Source organism: Polynucleobacter sp. JS-Safj-400b-B2, from assembly GCF_018881975.1.
In the GTDB taxonomy this organism is placed as follows: domain Bacteria; phylum Pseudomonadota; class Gammaproteobacteria; order Burkholderiales; family Burkholderiaceae; genus Polynucleobacter.
Window position 1 is genome coordinate 177,161 of record NZ_JACVPJ010000004.1, and the last position, 14,510, is coordinate 191,670.

The 14,510-nt window shown below is 44.3% G+C and carries 13 protein-coding genes; 10 read left to right on the forward strand and 3 right to left on the reverse strand.

Annotation, left to right across the window (positions count from 1 at the left end; genetic code table 11):
* Positions 1-294: 294 nt before the first annotated feature.
* The 7 genes from ICN48_RS06480 to ICN48_RS06510 all read left to right on the forward strand — a co-directional run bounded on the left by ICN48_RS06480 (position 295) and on the right by ICN48_RS06510 (position 8,802).
* On the forward strand, positions 295-2,202 hold the full coding sequence (locus ICN48_RS06480) for a GspE/PulE family protein (RefSeq protein WP_216152883.1): 1,908 nt from the start codon (positions 295-297) through the stop codon (positions 2,200-2,202).
* A gap of 2 nt (positions 2,203-2,204) precedes the next feature.
* A complete protein-coding gene (locus ICN48_RS06485; RefSeq protein ID WP_216152884.1) occupies positions 2,205-3,416 on the forward strand; it encodes a type II secretion system F family protein in 1,212 nt (403 codons plus the stop codon).
* Positions 3,417-3,425: 9 nt separating this feature from the next.
* Positions 3,426-4,055 carry a hypothetical protein gene (locus ICN48_RS06490; RefSeq protein WP_216152885.1) on the forward strand — a complete coding sequence of 210 codons (630 nt, stop codon included), beginning with the start codon at positions 3,426-3,428 and terminating at the stop codon, positions 4,053-4,055.
* Positions 4,056-4,877, forward strand: a complete 822-nt coding sequence (locus ICN48_RS06495; protein WP_216152886.1) for a hypothetical protein — start codon at positions 4,056-4,058, stop codon at positions 4,875-4,877.
* Positions 4,878-4,886: 9 nt separating this feature from the next.
* Positions 4,887-5,945, forward strand: a complete 1,059-nt coding sequence (locus ICN48_RS06500; RefSeq protein ID WP_216152887.1) for a type IV pilus twitching motility protein PilT — start codon at positions 4,887-4,889, stop codon at positions 5,943-5,945.
* Between the two features lie 5 nt (positions 5,946-5,950).
* Positions 5,951-7,027 carry a prepilin-type N-terminal cleavage/methylation domain-containing protein gene (locus tag ICN48_RS06505; RefSeq protein ID WP_216152888.1) on the forward strand — a complete coding sequence of 359 codons (1,077 nt, stop codon included), beginning with the start codon at positions 5,951-5,953 and terminating at the stop codon, positions 7,025-7,027.
* Between the two features lie 191 nt (positions 7,028-7,218).
* Positions 7,219-8,802 (forward strand): hypothetical protein, encoded by a 1,584-nt coding sequence (locus ICN48_RS06510; RefSeq protein WP_216152889.1) that lies wholly within the window; start codon positions 7,219-7,221, stop codon positions 8,800-8,802.
* Between the two features lie 106 nt (positions 8,803-8,908).
* Here the strand turns inward: ICN48_RS06510 and ICN48_RS13850 are convergent, their stop codons facing one another.
* The 3 genes from ICN48_RS13850 to ICN48_RS06520 form a co-directional block, all read right to left on the reverse strand.
* Positions 8,909-9,034 carry a hypothetical protein gene (locus tag ICN48_RS13850; RefSeq protein WP_255539494.1) on the reverse strand — a complete coding sequence of 42 codons (126 nt, stop codon included), beginning with the start codon at positions 9,032-9,034 and terminating at the stop codon, positions 8,909-8,911.
* A gap of 87 nt (positions 9,035-9,121) precedes the next feature.
* Positions 9,122-9,811 carry a hypothetical protein gene (locus ICN48_RS06515; RefSeq protein ID WP_216152890.1) on the reverse strand — a complete coding sequence of 230 codons (690 nt, stop codon included), beginning with the start codon at positions 9,809-9,811 and terminating at the stop codon, positions 9,122-9,124.
* Positions 9,812-9,985: 174 nt separating this feature from the next.
* A complete protein-coding gene (locus tag ICN48_RS06520) occupies positions 9,986-10,351 on the reverse strand; it encodes a hypothetical protein (protein WP_216152891.1) in 366 nt (121 codons plus the stop codon).
* 416 nt (positions 10,352-10,767) lie between these two features.
* Between ICN48_RS06520 and ICN48_RS06525 the strand changes: the two genes are divergently transcribed.
* The 3 genes from ICN48_RS06525 to traD all read left to right on the forward strand — a co-directional run bounded on the left by ICN48_RS06525 (position 10,768) and on the right by traD (position 14,509).
* Positions 10,768-11,436, forward strand: a complete 669-nt coding sequence (locus ICN48_RS06525) for a hypothetical protein (protein WP_216152892.1) — start codon at positions 10,768-10,770, stop codon at positions 11,434-11,436.
* A gap of 76 nt (positions 11,437-11,512) precedes the next feature.
* Positions 11,513-12,613: a TraI domain-containing protein gene (locus ICN48_RS06530; RefSeq protein WP_216152893.1), complete on the forward strand. Its 1,101-nt coding sequence runs from the start codon at positions 11,513-11,515 to the stop codon at positions 12,611-12,613.
* Between the two features lie 9 nt (positions 12,614-12,622).
* Entirely contained in the window at positions 12,623-14,509 is a 1,887-nt protein-coding gene (gene traD, locus ICN48_RS06535; RefSeq protein ID WP_216152894.1) for a conjugative transfer system coupling protein TraD, read from the forward strand.
* Position 14,510: the final 1 nt, after the last annotated feature.

The window sequence follows — 14,510 nt, forward strand, 5'->3', positions numbered from 1 at the left end:
TAGTTTCTTTATAGGGTTACCCCTGACGGTGCGCTCGTCCCCAAACCCCAAAACCAAGGTGCGGCGGTGTGTGGACTTGGGTGTGTCGGCGCTCGTCGGAACTCAGTGCAGAAGAGAAGATCGAGGGCGCCGAAGGCTTACAAAACCTTGCCGTGCCGTTTGCAAAGGCGCTCACGGGCCAAAAAAATTAAAAGATATTTTTTTAATTTTTATTCTGCAAAAATTTCTTAATGATTGGTTATGGTTTTGGAGTTGGTATTGAGAAAAATATGGCTGTAACCATAGAGCCAATCAATGCCAATCGAAATAAAAAATCATACCAAAAATATACCAGAAGTAACTGGTGGGGCCAAAGATAAGCTTATGGTTTCGGCGCCAAACAAGGTTGATGTAGTTGGCAATGTCCAGGCTACACCTGCCGAAAAACTTACAAATCAATTGGTAACACAACCAAATCAATCCAGCGATGAACTCGACAAAATGGCAAGAATTTCCCTAGAGGATGGTTTGCGAAAATTTGGTATTAAAGAGTCTCACATAAAGGCGGCGCTCCAACGTGTTCGCGTCACTAGAGAATCGTTAAGCGAGGTTATGCGCTCATCTGATTATGGGTTTGTAAATCCAGAGACGATTGCCAAAATTAATGCCTATATGGAGGGAATGGAATACCTTGACCCCACAATTATTGAGAGAGTAAACAATATCGAAATCAGTAAGTGGGTTCAAATACCGGATTTTGAGGGCTTTGTACCCGTAGATATCAATAAGGAGGCCAACACCATTACGGTTGCAGTTTCCGAAAGGCTGCTAATAAATAAAGCTCAGGATCATTTTGAGGGCTATCGAATTATCTGGCAGATTGCAAGTAACAAAACCATTCAGTCTATTTATAGACAATTTTTTGCAAACACGGCCCAAAAATTTGATGCGATTCATGAGGAATTAATTCAAATTGATTTTGCAAAAGACTCTGGGGCCGAGGCATTAAATAGGACCATCAATAGCCTTATTCGTCACGCGTGTTACATGGGTGCCTCAGACATCATGATTCATCCGATGCGCACTAATACGGGGGGTGTGATATTGCTTAAGGTAGGTGGCGTAGGGGAGTTATTTCGATTTATTAGTTGGGAGATTTACGCAAAAATAGTCAATAAATTTAAGTTGGATGCGGCACATTCTGATTCCCTTAAAACCACGCCCTTAGAAGGCAAGCTTGAGTTTACGGAAAGGGATAGAAAAGAATTCCCTGAAATTATTGATCGATATGCCTTTCGAGTTCAATTAACTTCTTACGCAGAAAACAAAGATGGGTTTATTTCAGTTGAAATGCGTATTTTGGATCAGCAATCAGAGGCGTCGGACTTTGAACAGCTGGGCATGGATCCCACAACATCAGAACAGTTAACTGAATTTTCTCAAACTTCGCATGGTCTTTTAATAGTATGCGGCCCAACTGGCAGCGGAAAAACATCGACCTTATACGCCTGGCTTAATCTAATAGACCCCATCGAGAGATGGGTTCAGTCAATTGAGAATCCAGTTGAGTATTCAAAGGGATTGTGGATGCAGTACCAAATCCCTAAAGCGGGATCTAATGCCAACACCAGCGAAGTCGATGGGGCAAAAAGAATCTTTAAGAGTCTTTTGAGGAATGCCCCAGACGTTATTTTGGCTGGTGAGGTACGAGATGCCGAGATCACAGAAATTGTGATCGATTTGGCAAACACAGGGCATCTAGCGGCAACGACAATGCATACCAATGATGCTGCGCTAGCGATTGGGCGCCTTAAAAACTTTAAACTGGATATGTCGACTTTGGCGTCGATTTTGCTGGGTATCTTTGCACAGCGCCTAGTGCAGGTCTTGTGCATCAAATGCAAAATCCCAGACGAAAGCAACCGTACCGCTGACGAATTAAATCATTTGTGGCTGGATAAATATGATAAGAAGGCTTTTACTAGGAATCCATCGGGATGCCCTCATTGTGATTACAGGGGTTATCGCGGAAGAAGGATGATTTGCGAGCTTCTGGTGGTAACCCCCGAAATTAGGGGCATGATTGAGTCGGGCGCTGCGCCATCAGCGATTGCTAGAAAGGGCATTCGCTCAGACTCAAATTTACGGGCAAACGCATTGAAGTTGGTTGCTCAGGGGATTACCTCTATGGAAGAGGTTTCTAGAGTCACGCGCAAAGAATAATTATGCAATTTACTTATTCATTTTCCGCTAAGTCATTGGATAAAAATGGAAGGGAAGCCGTTAAGCCAACTCGAGGGATGGTGATCGCCAGCTCACTGGATTTAGCTTATTTTAAAGTTAAGAAAAATGGTTTTTTTAAGCCATACATCAAAATTAACCTACTTGAGACGATTAATACATGGCTGGGCGCGAAGGTAGATCAAAAAGAACTTTCTCGATTTTATCGAACTGTCGGCGTACGCCTTGGGAACAATGGGTCACCACTAGAGGCCATTAGTGCTGGGCAAGATTTTGTCACGGATAAGCGTTTAAGTAGCGCCATCGCGATTATTAAAAGCTCAATTGAGCAAGGCGAAAGAATTTATGAGGCAATGAAGATTGCTGGGATTGACGATCGCCATTGCATGATGATAAAGGCGATGCAGGAGGGCGGCCAAACTGGAAAGGGATTCCTAGATCTATCGAAAGAAATTGCCGATCAAGAAAAGTTGCGGGTAGCAATTTCAGGGATGCTGCGAATGTTAAAAATCGCTGTCTTTGGTTTTTACTTATTTATTCCAGGATTAATTTTTGAACTAGCCCCAAAAATGCTTTCTTTCTTTGAGAAGGTTGGCAAAGATGCTCTAAAGATTCCAGATTATGTGATCGTTTTTTACGATTTTGTTAGGGCTGCTAATGAGTATCCACCTCTTTTTATAGTTCCTTACGTGGTGTTGCCAGTGCTATTTATTTCATTTTTGAAATCAAATTTATTGGTAAGAATCCTGGACAAAATTACCCTAATTAAAAATTTTTCCATTTATGCAGAGCATGCTCAAATTTGGTCAATATATGGATTACTGTACCGGGCCGGTGTTCGCCCTGACGAGATTATGGATGTGCTGGCTAAGACCGTGAGACGCGATGAAACGCGAGACTCAATTTCGATTTTCTCAAAACGAATTAAGGCCGGCATTGATGAAAATAACGCCATACAAATTGCACAATTCCCCCTATTTGTGACGTCTGCATATATTGCGGCAAAAAATTCAGGATCACTTGCAGACGAACTTATTAACTTCTCAAACAACCTCAAGGAAGACGTTGAAGCCATGTCGTCAAAAATTGGCGACCTGGTAGAACTTTTTTCAAAGTTAGTTTTGGGAACGATTGTCGTAATTGTTTTTATGTTAGTTCTTTACCCAATTATGGGCCCTATGATTTCAAGCTTCTAAAGGAATTTTATGCATTCACCTACACTAATCCTGCCACTTTTTCGCCCTTATGGCGTTGCTAGAAAGAAGACTCAGCGCGGGGCATTTGACCCAATCTCAGTAATTATTACTGTTGTCATTATTGGCATCTTGGCTACGCTTGCTGTTTCAAATTTTAGCGGTGATTCAACTCGAGCCACGAAATTACTAAATAATCTGAAGATTTATTCTGACGGCATGAAACGCGTAAAGCTTGATACTGGTTGCTATCCAAAGCAACTTCAAACCATTAAGGACAACACGTTTTCCGGCGCTAGCCAAAATTTTTGCGGTGTTGATATCTCGGCTACTTGGCATGGCCCTTATGTGGACAATGTTCAAACAGATAGCAACGGCAATGGGCTCTTCTCAGATTTTTCTAGTGCCGTCGCAACGATTTCGACTCAGCCGACACCAGCAACTGGGCTCGGGACTTTCTATCAGATTGACGTGTCGAATATTCCAAGCTCTACGCTATATGAACTGGGTAGAATTTGCAATAACTCGAAAACTTCCGGCGGAACATTTAATGTCTCTCCGGTCACTACTTGTATTATCAATCCAGGCTCAGGATCGAGCTCAGTTGGTAGCGTCAGCATATTGATTGAAGAGACCAACTAATTGTCAAAAAGGGGTCAAGGTGGATTCGTTTTATACGGTACCGTTGCGTTTTTAGCGATGGCATTATTGGCGTTCGCCTTGGGCTGGTCTAGCCGCATCACCCAAAATGAGGTGGCCAAACAGTCGACCGTTTACAACGATTCAATCCGGCAGGTTAAAAATGCGATTGTTCAGTGGTATGAGATAAATGCCGCTGCTAACAGCCAGAATTCGTCTGCCTTTTCGGACCAATTTTTGCAATCAAATTTTGCTCAGAATTTACCAACCTCTGTGAATATAAAATCCTCGATTCTGATTGGGCAGAATTGCACGGATTTGAAATATTGCTCCCCGTACCATGTATTTGCCATTTGGGTTTCACCTAAAGGCGGCGTCGATACATCTGCATTTAATCCGGCGACAGGAGAATTTTCCCCTGCACCAAATTCGACTTCTTTGCTGTTATCAACCAAGTCAATACAGGACGCATTATTAACTAAATCGATAGCTGCCTTAGATAACCTTGGGTCCAGACTAGCTCAGCGGTTTAGTTCGGGGTTTGGCGTTTCAACTGGGCACTCGTCTTCTAACTTATTTCGCGCACAAGACTGCTCCAATCCAGCGCCCGACGATATTCCCTGTATTAACACCTATGCATCGGTGGTTTCCAGCAATTTTCCTGCAATCACAAATATAAGCGCATTGGAAATGCGGGATGCCTGGGGCAATGATTTTCTCTTCTCTAATTTGCAAAATTCAAATTTAGATATTCCATATACCGCATCCCTAGAGATGATTACGCCTTGGGGGCAACCAATTTTCATGACCGTAACACAACCATAGATGATATATATGAACCTTTCTGACCTCATTGACACAATACTGCAAGACCATACCGTAACAGATATTCACATCCGTGAGAATATGACGCCATGGCTCCGGTCTGATATTGGAAATCACTTTCAAGCCAATGTTGAGCCAATCGACTCAGGTGTCATCCAGAGCTGGATAGATGCCCATGTTTTTCCTGATTGCAAATCACGACTTAAGAAGAAGGGCGGAGCTCATGATTTTGCTATCACCGTTCGAAAAAACCGATTGCGCGGACAGGTATTTTTAGTTGGTGGGCAGGTGGGGATAGTTCTGCGTAAATTGTCAGAAAAGCTGCTGAAATTTGAATCCCTTGGCATTCCAAACAAAGTTCTTGATCTCTTCAGTAAGAGCAGAGGTCTTGTCGCCGTTACAGGGGCCACTGGTAGCGGGAAATCGACTACTTGCGCCTCTATTATTAATCACTTTAATAACACCCGAAGTGAGCACATAATCACGGCTGAAGACCCAATTGAATATTTATTTAAAAGCAATAAATCCCTCATTGACCAATTGGAAATTGGGCCTGATGCAGATGCGCCGTCTTACGGGGAATGCCTTAGATCAGCCTTGAGGAAGGACTTTGACACACTATTCATTGGCGAAGTTAGAGGCCGCGAGACGATGGATATCGCCCTAGAAGCCGCAGAAACGGGTCATCTTGTTATGATTACGTTACATACCAATGGGGCCTATCAAACAATTGAGCGTATTGCTAGCTTCTATGAAGGGGCTGAACGCGCCGCCGTTCTTAACGTGCTTTCATCGGTTCTTTGCGGCGTTGTTTCTCAGGTTGCCATGCGTGACCGCGAAAAGAAGATCTGCCTTGGTGTAGAAGTATTAAACCCAACCAATCCCATTCGTAATCTCATTAAGAAAAATGACATTGTTGGGATTCGATCTGAGATGTACACGGGCTCCAAGGATGGTCAGCTCTTATTAAATGATTCGTTGCTTAAGCTTATCGACGAAGGTCGAATTGACCATGAGACAGCTTTGGCCGTTGCATTTGATCGTGATGAGCTTGAGAAAAAGTTATGATCATCATGCAAATTCAATATCATCAAAAACACTATAACAGGCGACACGTAAATCCCCTGCCTTTAGGCGCGGGGGTAGAGGTTGGACAGAAATATCGGTCCGAAGGTGGATTTACTCTTCTTGAGATGCTCATATCGATTATTTTGCTGAGTATATTGATCTCACTTTCTACGCAGGCATTTGATGCTGGACGAAGGTTTTATGGGAAGATTCAAACTACTGAGATATTGAAAAATATTCAAACGGGTCTTCAAAATGCCTATTCAGATAATTTCTCGGTGATGGAGTCAAATCCAGGCCAAGTATTGACTTTTACAAATAACGTCACGCCTGGTGGCCCAAACCTAACAATCAATCAAAGCCTTCGCCAGTCCAACAAACTTTGTACCGGAACAAACAGCAGCACTTTTGCACCTATCGCTAAATACTTGGCCAATTCATATACCCAAAACTACCAAGATGGATATGGCGAGCCATTGTGCATTTTTATTACACCTCAACAACAGGTTGTTATGAATGGCATTACTGTTAACTACCATACGATTGCCATCGTATCCGGCGGTCGCAACGGTACGATTGATCCCGCTACAAACTTATCAGCAAACGGTGTATTAACCACAGTTGGCGATGATGTCGGCGTTCTCATCGACGGCAAGGGGCTTGCAAAAAATGCGATTGATATTACAGCTAAACGCCTATCAGTAATCACCAGTGCGTTGGAAATATTTTATGCCGCGAGATATCAAGTGGGTGCAGGACGCTCACCTAATATTGATTACTTTGCAAACGCAAGCAGAACTGGAGCGGCTTCATCAAATTTCGACTCCAGCGGACCAATTCCATCTACGGGAGGGGTGGCTTTAACATTGCCACAGGTTAATCTGAATGGGTTGCTGGCTTTGTCAATGTCTGATGTGACGGATGGTTTTGGCAACCTATTTCTGTTTGATAACTCATCTGACCTGGTGAGAAGTCCTGACAACGCAAATGTAAATATGACGCAGGCGCCTTATACAGCGACGATATTTACCAACTTACCAGGGGGGACGGTGATGTCTCAAACTGCCGTTGGTGCGTATTAATATTTTTGGGGGATTTACCCTCGACGGTCGTGTTTTAACAAATAGGTTTTGTTTTAAATCAATTGCTTAGACTAACAACCGTGGACCACTAGTGGTTACATGGTCGAGGATAAATTTGGCAAAACGCACATCCAATCAAGCCAATTCTTCCAAAATTTGTCAGCATTCAATACTAAGGACGGGTAATATTTATGGATGATGGCAATACCATGCCAATCCTCAAAAAGATCCTACATAGCCTTGCACTCTTTTTCGTTCTTATACAAACCTTTGGCCCTGTTGGGAATGCTTTTGCGGCTTCCGGTCAGTATCCAAATCCAAACTTCTATCCGCCCGTTCAAATCCCTGTAAGTGGTGAGCTGGTCTATAAACCCGCAGTCAATGCCGTGCCGATCATGGATGTTGATTTACAAAATACTTGGACATCCAATTACGCCTCAATCAAGATTATGGAAGGCGATACTCCGCACTGGGTTCAGCTAAACGATAGGGAAGCAGGCGCTAGAGGTCTAGATCCCGCTACGGTTGCCAGCGTTATGAAGAGGGTTAACGGCAAAGGCTCATATGTCGTCTATTCAAAATACTTTGCTGAATTATCTCAGTTAAAAGTGGAGGTCTACGAGACCTGGTACGGTAGTGATTCGATCTACCATATGCGCCGTATTGATTACACACCTTTATACGGGCGATTTTTCAAGGCCCAGCGGATGCTTACCACTCAGGCGGAGCGGGCCACTGGTGTCACGCATGATCCTTTTTTAAGTTTTTATTCCGGTGATCAAACTGACCCCATTTTTTATAATGTGAGCCCTCAAGCTGCTGCAGTTATTTTGGGTGCTGCTATGGCGAAGTTCCAGGCGCCGGTAGGGTTCATGAGCGTTGATGTGCCTGATTTGCAACAATGGACGACCACCTCAGGAAACTTTTTAAGAAAGACCACAACAACTCACACCCGTGGATACGCCTCCACTAGCTGGTTTATTGCTGGCACAAAGGAAATGAATCCACATGGTACAACTACTGCCATCTGCGCTGTGACTGTGAACGGTGGGTCCGGCTGCGATGCGCCTGAGCATATTTTGAATTCTGGGATATCGTTAAGCCCGTGGAAGGGTGGTAATGCACCAACAGCCAAAGATTTGCTATATTCGGCAGACGAATCGAATTCTAGCTGGACGGTAGCAGCATTCATGATTGTGGCGATTGCAATTGGAGCTCTAAGTGGAGGGGCGGGATTAGCGTTGTTTGAAACTGCTGGGCTTACAAGCACTGCGCTGGGTTTAACTGGTGGCGCCGCTGTTGCTGCTGAGGCCGTTGCGGGTGGGGCCATATATGCCACTGCTGCATTTACAGCGCAAGGATCAACCAGTATCGTTGATGCACAAGCCAGCTATTATGGCCAAATCCAAAATGGCGCGCAAACCCCAGCCCAAGTAAATAACCAATACTTGAGTGCATTACTATTGGCCATTGAAGGCAAGCAAATACTATCCAACTTTGGATATGGGCTAACTGCAGATCAGCAGGTTCTATTGGGAAGCTGTCCTATGTACGTTAGTCAGTCTAGTTGCTATGCCTCTGGATTGGATCCAGGCACCATGCCAAGGCCGGATACTTTGCAAGAAAATGACAACATGCGTTCGGTTTATGAGCGTTTTCAGTATTGCAAATCTAACTTGAATTTAACTGGTGGGCAATTGCAGCAATGTGCTGCACCGAGTTTGAATTTAAATGATCCAACCGTGGTGCATTACAACACGCCGGACTTTAATTAATAGAGTCAAAAAAGCGCGCTCACGGGCGTCATAGAGCGGCCGTGGCTATTGTCTATGACTTGGGGGCGAAAGCCTCCTCAGCGGTCCTAATAGTGGGAGCCACTAGCTAAAAGGCAACGGAGTCGTGGGCGACCGCAAACCCGAAAGAGGCCGCAGGCAAAGCTGCGGCATGACGAACAGGAATCGCATAGGAGGCAGTAGCGTCTGGGCGAGAGGGTTGAGAAACAATCACTCACCCTACTCAATTGAGTTATTGAGGCTTAGCTTGAAGTGCGCTATCAGCTATTGGCCGTGCTACTTGTTCTGCGTTTAGCGCTGGTTAATCAGCTTTTTTAACGGCACTGCCATTAAGGGCTTTTAGTTCTGGCGGCACTTCTTTACCCCAGTATTGGTTATGCAGCGCCTCCCAAGTCCAGTCGTTGCAAATAATTTTATTGTTTCCCGCTGGCAATAATGGGCCGTCATCCTTGCATGCATCAGTTTTATCAAGCACACCTAAAAGCTGAGGCGGCTCTCTTGTAATAGTGTTTCCCATCTGAACTTTGAGGATTTTATCTTCAATAGCATCAGCCACAGTCTTTGGGAGCAAGAGAGAATAATAATTCCAAGTCGCAACTCCAGAGTCGAACGTAAATCTGACAATTGCGTAGTTATCAACAGCATTGGGGTTGGTACAAAAACTAGGCTCCGGGTCAAAAAGTCTTTTGCCATATTTCGAACTTTCATTTGGGCCGCACAAATCTTGGAGTACCTTTTCTGTTACTGCATAGCTATAGTTAGGTTTTGTTCGTGCGTACACAATTTTTCCACTTAGGAATTCTTGGGCAATTCCTTCGCCATCAGAATTTCCTTCCCCATGCCAGGCAGGATTTCCATGTAGGGATACCCTCATTGCTTGCATAGTTTCGTTCCAGCCCCAAGCATTTGCGTCCACCGATGCCATCAAAGAAAAAAGCGCCAATCCAGCTGCAAGGACGTCTTTCATAAGGAGTGAATGTTTTGTTTTCATATCTCAATTCTACCCATGAAATATGAATGTCAAGTTAGGAAAATCGGACATGGTTGCGATGAATTGGATAACATTCTCAATGCCAAGGCCGGATTCTCTGCAAGAAAATGACAACATGCAGACATTTTAAATGAACGGGCTTGCATGGCATCAGGCTAAATTGCAATTGAGTAACTATTCGGCGCTAAAAAATAAATTCTCGCCACAATTTCGGCAAAAATGCGTCCTACGATCACTATTATTCCTGCCATTCATTGTGCCTATATTTGTGGATCCGCATTTAAAGCATTTGGTTTTTCCGCTTAAGTCGTGTCGTTTCATGTAAGCATTAAAGCCATGCTTCTCAAGATTTATTTTCTTATTTGCAAGAAAATAAATTGCGATAAATCCTACTAAAACCAAAAAGAAGAGCGCGCCTGTATCGCGTTTCGCAAAAACCATCCAAAGCGTCATTGCAATGAAAAAGGCTACGCTTAATGTAATCATTAACAGCGCTAAGCGAGCGCTCCATGCGAGGGCTTTCCGTAAGATAGTTTTCATAAGTTTTTCACCGTCAATATGGTCGGGATGTGTTTATTTAAAAATAGCAGGAATTTACTCATGGTTCCGCCGCTTGCTGCTGATTCGCCAGAAAATACTCATATATATTTTAATCTGCCGGGAGCCTTAATTAGGCTCCTGGACCTCATTTCCCTCAATTATTCCCCGCCATTCATACTGGCAGCGGCCAATCGAAACCCTTTAATAGATTAATTCTGATCTTTTAAAGAGTTTTGTCATGAAGTTCTCCGCAGTAAATTTTCGCAACTTAATCTCAGCTGCCATTCTCTTCCTAGGTCTCAATATCTCGGGGGGTAAACCTTGGCTCCGCATATGCTCAAACATGGCAGAACGTTCCCTCTCAAGCTGGCGCTTCAGGAACCTGGCAGGCTCTAAGTTGTAATACCACCTCTAATTTGACGTGGCAACCGCTAGGTTGCAACCCAGTTACTTATAGCTGTCCTGCAGGCTATACGCTCTCGGGGCAGACTTGTTCTATCACGGTATTGAGCGCTGCTATTCCCAACTACTATTGTTCTAATGGGGTTTTGAGTGGGGTGAGCTGCGTTACGAGCAGTAGTTATGCGGCGTCCGCAAACTGGTACTGCCCGAGTGGTGGGAGTTTGAGTGGCAGCGCATGTATATCATCAGTAACTACAGCCTCAACTTACGCATCTTCTAACCCATGTCTTTATGGTGGCGGCTTTATCGCCGGAGGGCCTCTTGGTAACGGTTTTTGCCGTGAAATGAGGGCTTTACTACCCGCCAATACAACAATCGCAGCATCAGGCTGGGCCGTAGGTAGCTGTCAAATAATTCAGGGTGCGCCCGTTTGTCAGGTTTACAACACTAATAAAACTTGTCCTGGCGGCTACACACTCAGTGGTAGCGCTTGTACGATGGCCACTTCATACGCCGCCTCAATTAGCTCCTACTCCTGCATATCAGGAGGCGTACTGTCTGGTGCCAGCTGCACGATCACCAGCTCAAGCGCAGCCAGTATTTCTAGCTATTACTGCAATAGTGGGGTGCTCACGGGGTCGCAATGTTCGACCACGGTAACGGTATCGGCTACGGCTAATTAAATAACAAATCAAATTCTATAAATTAATTAGCGATATTGATTTTTGTTGTTTAAAAAATATTTTCTATTCTTGGTAAATGGAAATTAAGGTTTTTAGCCCAAAGGAACTATTGCACCAGGTTGACGCAAAGCTCGGCATTCTAAGCTTAATAGAGCGCGATTCAGCGCTAGGTCACGCCAATTTCCAAAAATATGTTATGCCGGTCTTATTGGGGCTGTCGGCTTCAGTTATGTCCTCACCGCTTAATCGAGAGTATTACGCTTATGAAAATGGGGCGCTAGAGTATGGGCTAATTGTTTCGATGATGGCCTTGAGAATTGCCGAAGGATCGATATTTACTCAAGGAACTGTTGAGGACAGGGCGCTTTATGAGCCCCAGTATAAGTTCGCGGCCTTTTGCGCCAGCATTGCTTCGGTGCCGGCGTTCCTTTTTTCGGGCGTCACCATTACAAATGAGGATGGTGAAATTTGGAGCCCACTATCAACGCACAAGTCAATGCATCACTGGTTAAGTGGCAGCAAGACATTTCATGCAAATTGGTTTAATAAGAGCGTTCCCGTTTCAAGGATGCTGGGTGCAGGTATGTCATGGAAATTATTTCCAGAAGGCATTTGGGCAAAGTTTGATAGCCGCATTGTTGCCCAAATGTTTGAGTCAATCAATCCGCCCGACATTCCATCTCCAGGCGAATCACGAATTACTGCAATCGTTAGAAAATCCCATGAAAAAGCAATAGACCTGTACCAAAAGTCGATAGAAAATCAATTTAATGGCAATGCGCATGCGCCAAATGCAAGCATGATGTCGGAGTCTATGGCGGAAATAAAGGCTGACGCTTTACTTCATAAAAATGCCTCAATAGGTCGTACACCAACTCTTCCAGCTGAGGCTAAAGCTGTTGCTATAACACCTAAAAAACCTTCTATCGATATTTCTAAAATTGATCGAAGTGTCTTAGATCTGTTTGATGCAATTACTACCGATCCCAAATATTCAACCATGAAGGCTGATCTGAATGTAACTAATTTGGGGGTTGAGCTCCCCCTTAAATTTATCGCTTATGGGCTTGAGGTTAGAGGCACAGTCAGATTGCTTGAGTCATGCGGGTTGGTTATCGAGAAACGTGAGGGGTTGATAGTTCTTCGTCCTGATGTAGCTCATCTATTGGTCAAGTAACGGATAAATATGCGCCCGTACCACGACATGTTTAGACCAAATTACGATGTATTGAGCGTATTTGTTTGGACGTTTGCAATCTTTGCAATCACGATTGGGCAACCCCCATATTGGGAGTTATGGTTATTAATCGCTATTACTTCTTTGATATATCGAGCAATCCAATCGGCATCACTTTACAAGTTTCGACTATCAATTTCATCTTTTCGCGTCGCCAAAATTAGCGTTAGTGAGGTTATGGAGCGCAGTCATGCCGCCCTGAAAAATGGCGCCCTTTGGCTTGGTGATGGCTTTCGCTGGACTCAGCGTCACGCCGAGATCGCCACTCATATTATGCGTCGAAATCCTGACGAGATGAAAACCTTGCCGACATGGTTTCCAAAACCAGTTACCGAGCTATTGATTAAATATTTAGCGCCGAAAAATTCAGTACTCGTGGACGAAATCGGAATGCCATGGATTCACGGCATAAATCCCGAAGAGACGCCAATTCCGCTGCCGCTAAAGTCTCTGCCGGGTCACACTTTGATACTGGGTACAACTCGCGCAGGAAAAACAAGGCTCTATGAACTGCTCTGTACTCAAGTCATCCACCTTGGTCCGGTAATGGTTGTGATTGACCCAAAAGGGGATAAGGATTGGGAAAATAGGTTAAGAAAAGAATGTGCTGCAGCGGGCAGAAAGTTCCTTTACTTTCACCCGGCGCACCCCTCTAAGTCCATACGTTTAAATCCGCTTGCCAACTGGAGCACCGTTTCTTCTGCCTCTACGCGAATATCACAGCTAGTCGATGCCGATGGATCTTTCGCGGCCTTCGCGTGGAAGACGCTCAGCCGAATAATGCGCGCTCTCGTTATGGAGGGGCAAAAGCCCACAATTCGTGCGGTTAAAAAATATGCGCAAACTGGGGTAGAGGATTTATTGGTTTCATTGTTAACAAAGTATTTCTTGGGTAAACATGGGGCCAAATGGGACGCTGAGATTAATAACATTAAGCCCACGGATGCGGCTCAGCAAAGGGCATCAAAAACCCAATCAAACTCCAAAGATCCAAAGACTGAGTTAATGATTCAGAAATTTCAAAAGGAAGTTGCCGGTAACAAAATCGGTGATGAGTTTGAAATGATCGACACCATTGAATCACTAATTTCAATGCACAATCATTCGAAAGAGCATTTTTCTAAAATGATCCAGGTTTTGGAGCCAATTTTAGAGATGCTTGGAACTGGAGAAGTTGGGGCAATGTTATCACCCGACCCAACAGATCTTAATGACAAACGCGACATTTATACGACAAAAAAAGTCATTGAAGAAGGGGCCGTTCTGTATGTTGGCACGGATTCTTTGGCGGATAAAATCATCGGCTCTGCAATTGGATCAATTATTTTGGCCGACTTTGCTAGCGTTGCCGGCGATATGTACAACAGCGGGATGCAAAAGGATATTTATCTTTTTGCAGACGAGGCAGCTGAAATTATCAATGATCAGTTAATTCAGCTTTTGAATAAGGGTGGTGGAGCCGGATTCAAGATATTTTTAGCCACCCAGACAGAGGCCGATCTTATTACGAAATTAGGAAGTCGTGAAAAGGCTAGGCAGGCGCTTGGAAATATGAACAACGTGATCTGCTTAAGGCTTAAGGATTTTGAAACTGCCAAATGGATATCGGAGTCTTTTGGAAAAACAGCGGTTAGACATCAAGAAGAATCCTACTCAAATTCGGGGGACAGCTCTGCTAGCGCCACCGACTTTAAGGGAACCGTGAGCCGATCCCTTAAAGAGGCTGAGGCCCCCTTAGTTTCGCCAGATTTATTAACCCGCTTGCCCCCACTCCAGTTTTACGCTTTCCTTGCAGGTGGCATGCTCTACAAGGGAAGATTACCCCTCATTCTCTAAT

Excerpts from the sequence above, each read along its gene's own strand:
- ICN48_RS06520 (WP_216152891.1), bottom strand. The coding sequence starts at position 10,351 with ATGAAAACTATCTTACGGAAAGCCCTCGCATGGAGCGCTCGCTTAGCG.
- ICN48_RS06515 (WP_216152890.1), bottom strand. The coding sequence starts at position 9,811 with ATGAAAACAAAACATTCACTCCTTATGAAAGACGTCCTTGCAGCTGGA.
- ICN48_RS06505 (WP_216152888.1), top strand. The coding sequence starts at position 5,951 with ATGCAAATTCAATATCATCAAAAACACTATAACAGGCGACACGTAAAT.
- ICN48_RS06530 (WP_216152893.1), top strand. The coding sequence starts at position 11,513 with ATGGAAATTAAGGTTTTTAGCCCAAAGGAACTATTGCACCAGGTTGAC.
- ICN48_RS06485 (WP_216152884.1), top strand. The coding sequence starts at position 2,205 with ATGCAATTTACTTATTCATTTTCCGCTAAGTCATTGGATAAAAATGGA.
- ICN48_RS06490 (WP_216152885.1), top strand. The coding sequence starts at position 3,426 with ATGCATTCACCTACACTAATCCTGCCACTTTTTCGCCCTTATGGCGTT.
- ICN48_RS06480 (WP_216152883.1), top strand. The coding sequence starts at position 295 with ATGCCAATCGAAATAAAAAATCATACCAAAAATATACCAGAAGTAACT.
- ICN48_RS06510 (WP_216152889.1), top strand. The coding sequence starts at position 7,219 with ATGGATGATGGCAATACCATGCCAATCCTCAAAAAGATCCTACATAGC.
- traD (WP_216152894.1), top strand. The coding sequence starts at position 12,623 with ATGCGCCCGTACCACGACATGTTTAGACCAAATTACGATGTATTGAGC.
- ICN48_RS06500 (WP_216152887.1), top strand. The coding sequence starts at position 4,887 with ATGAACCTTTCTGACCTCATTGACACAATACTGCAAGACCATACCGTA.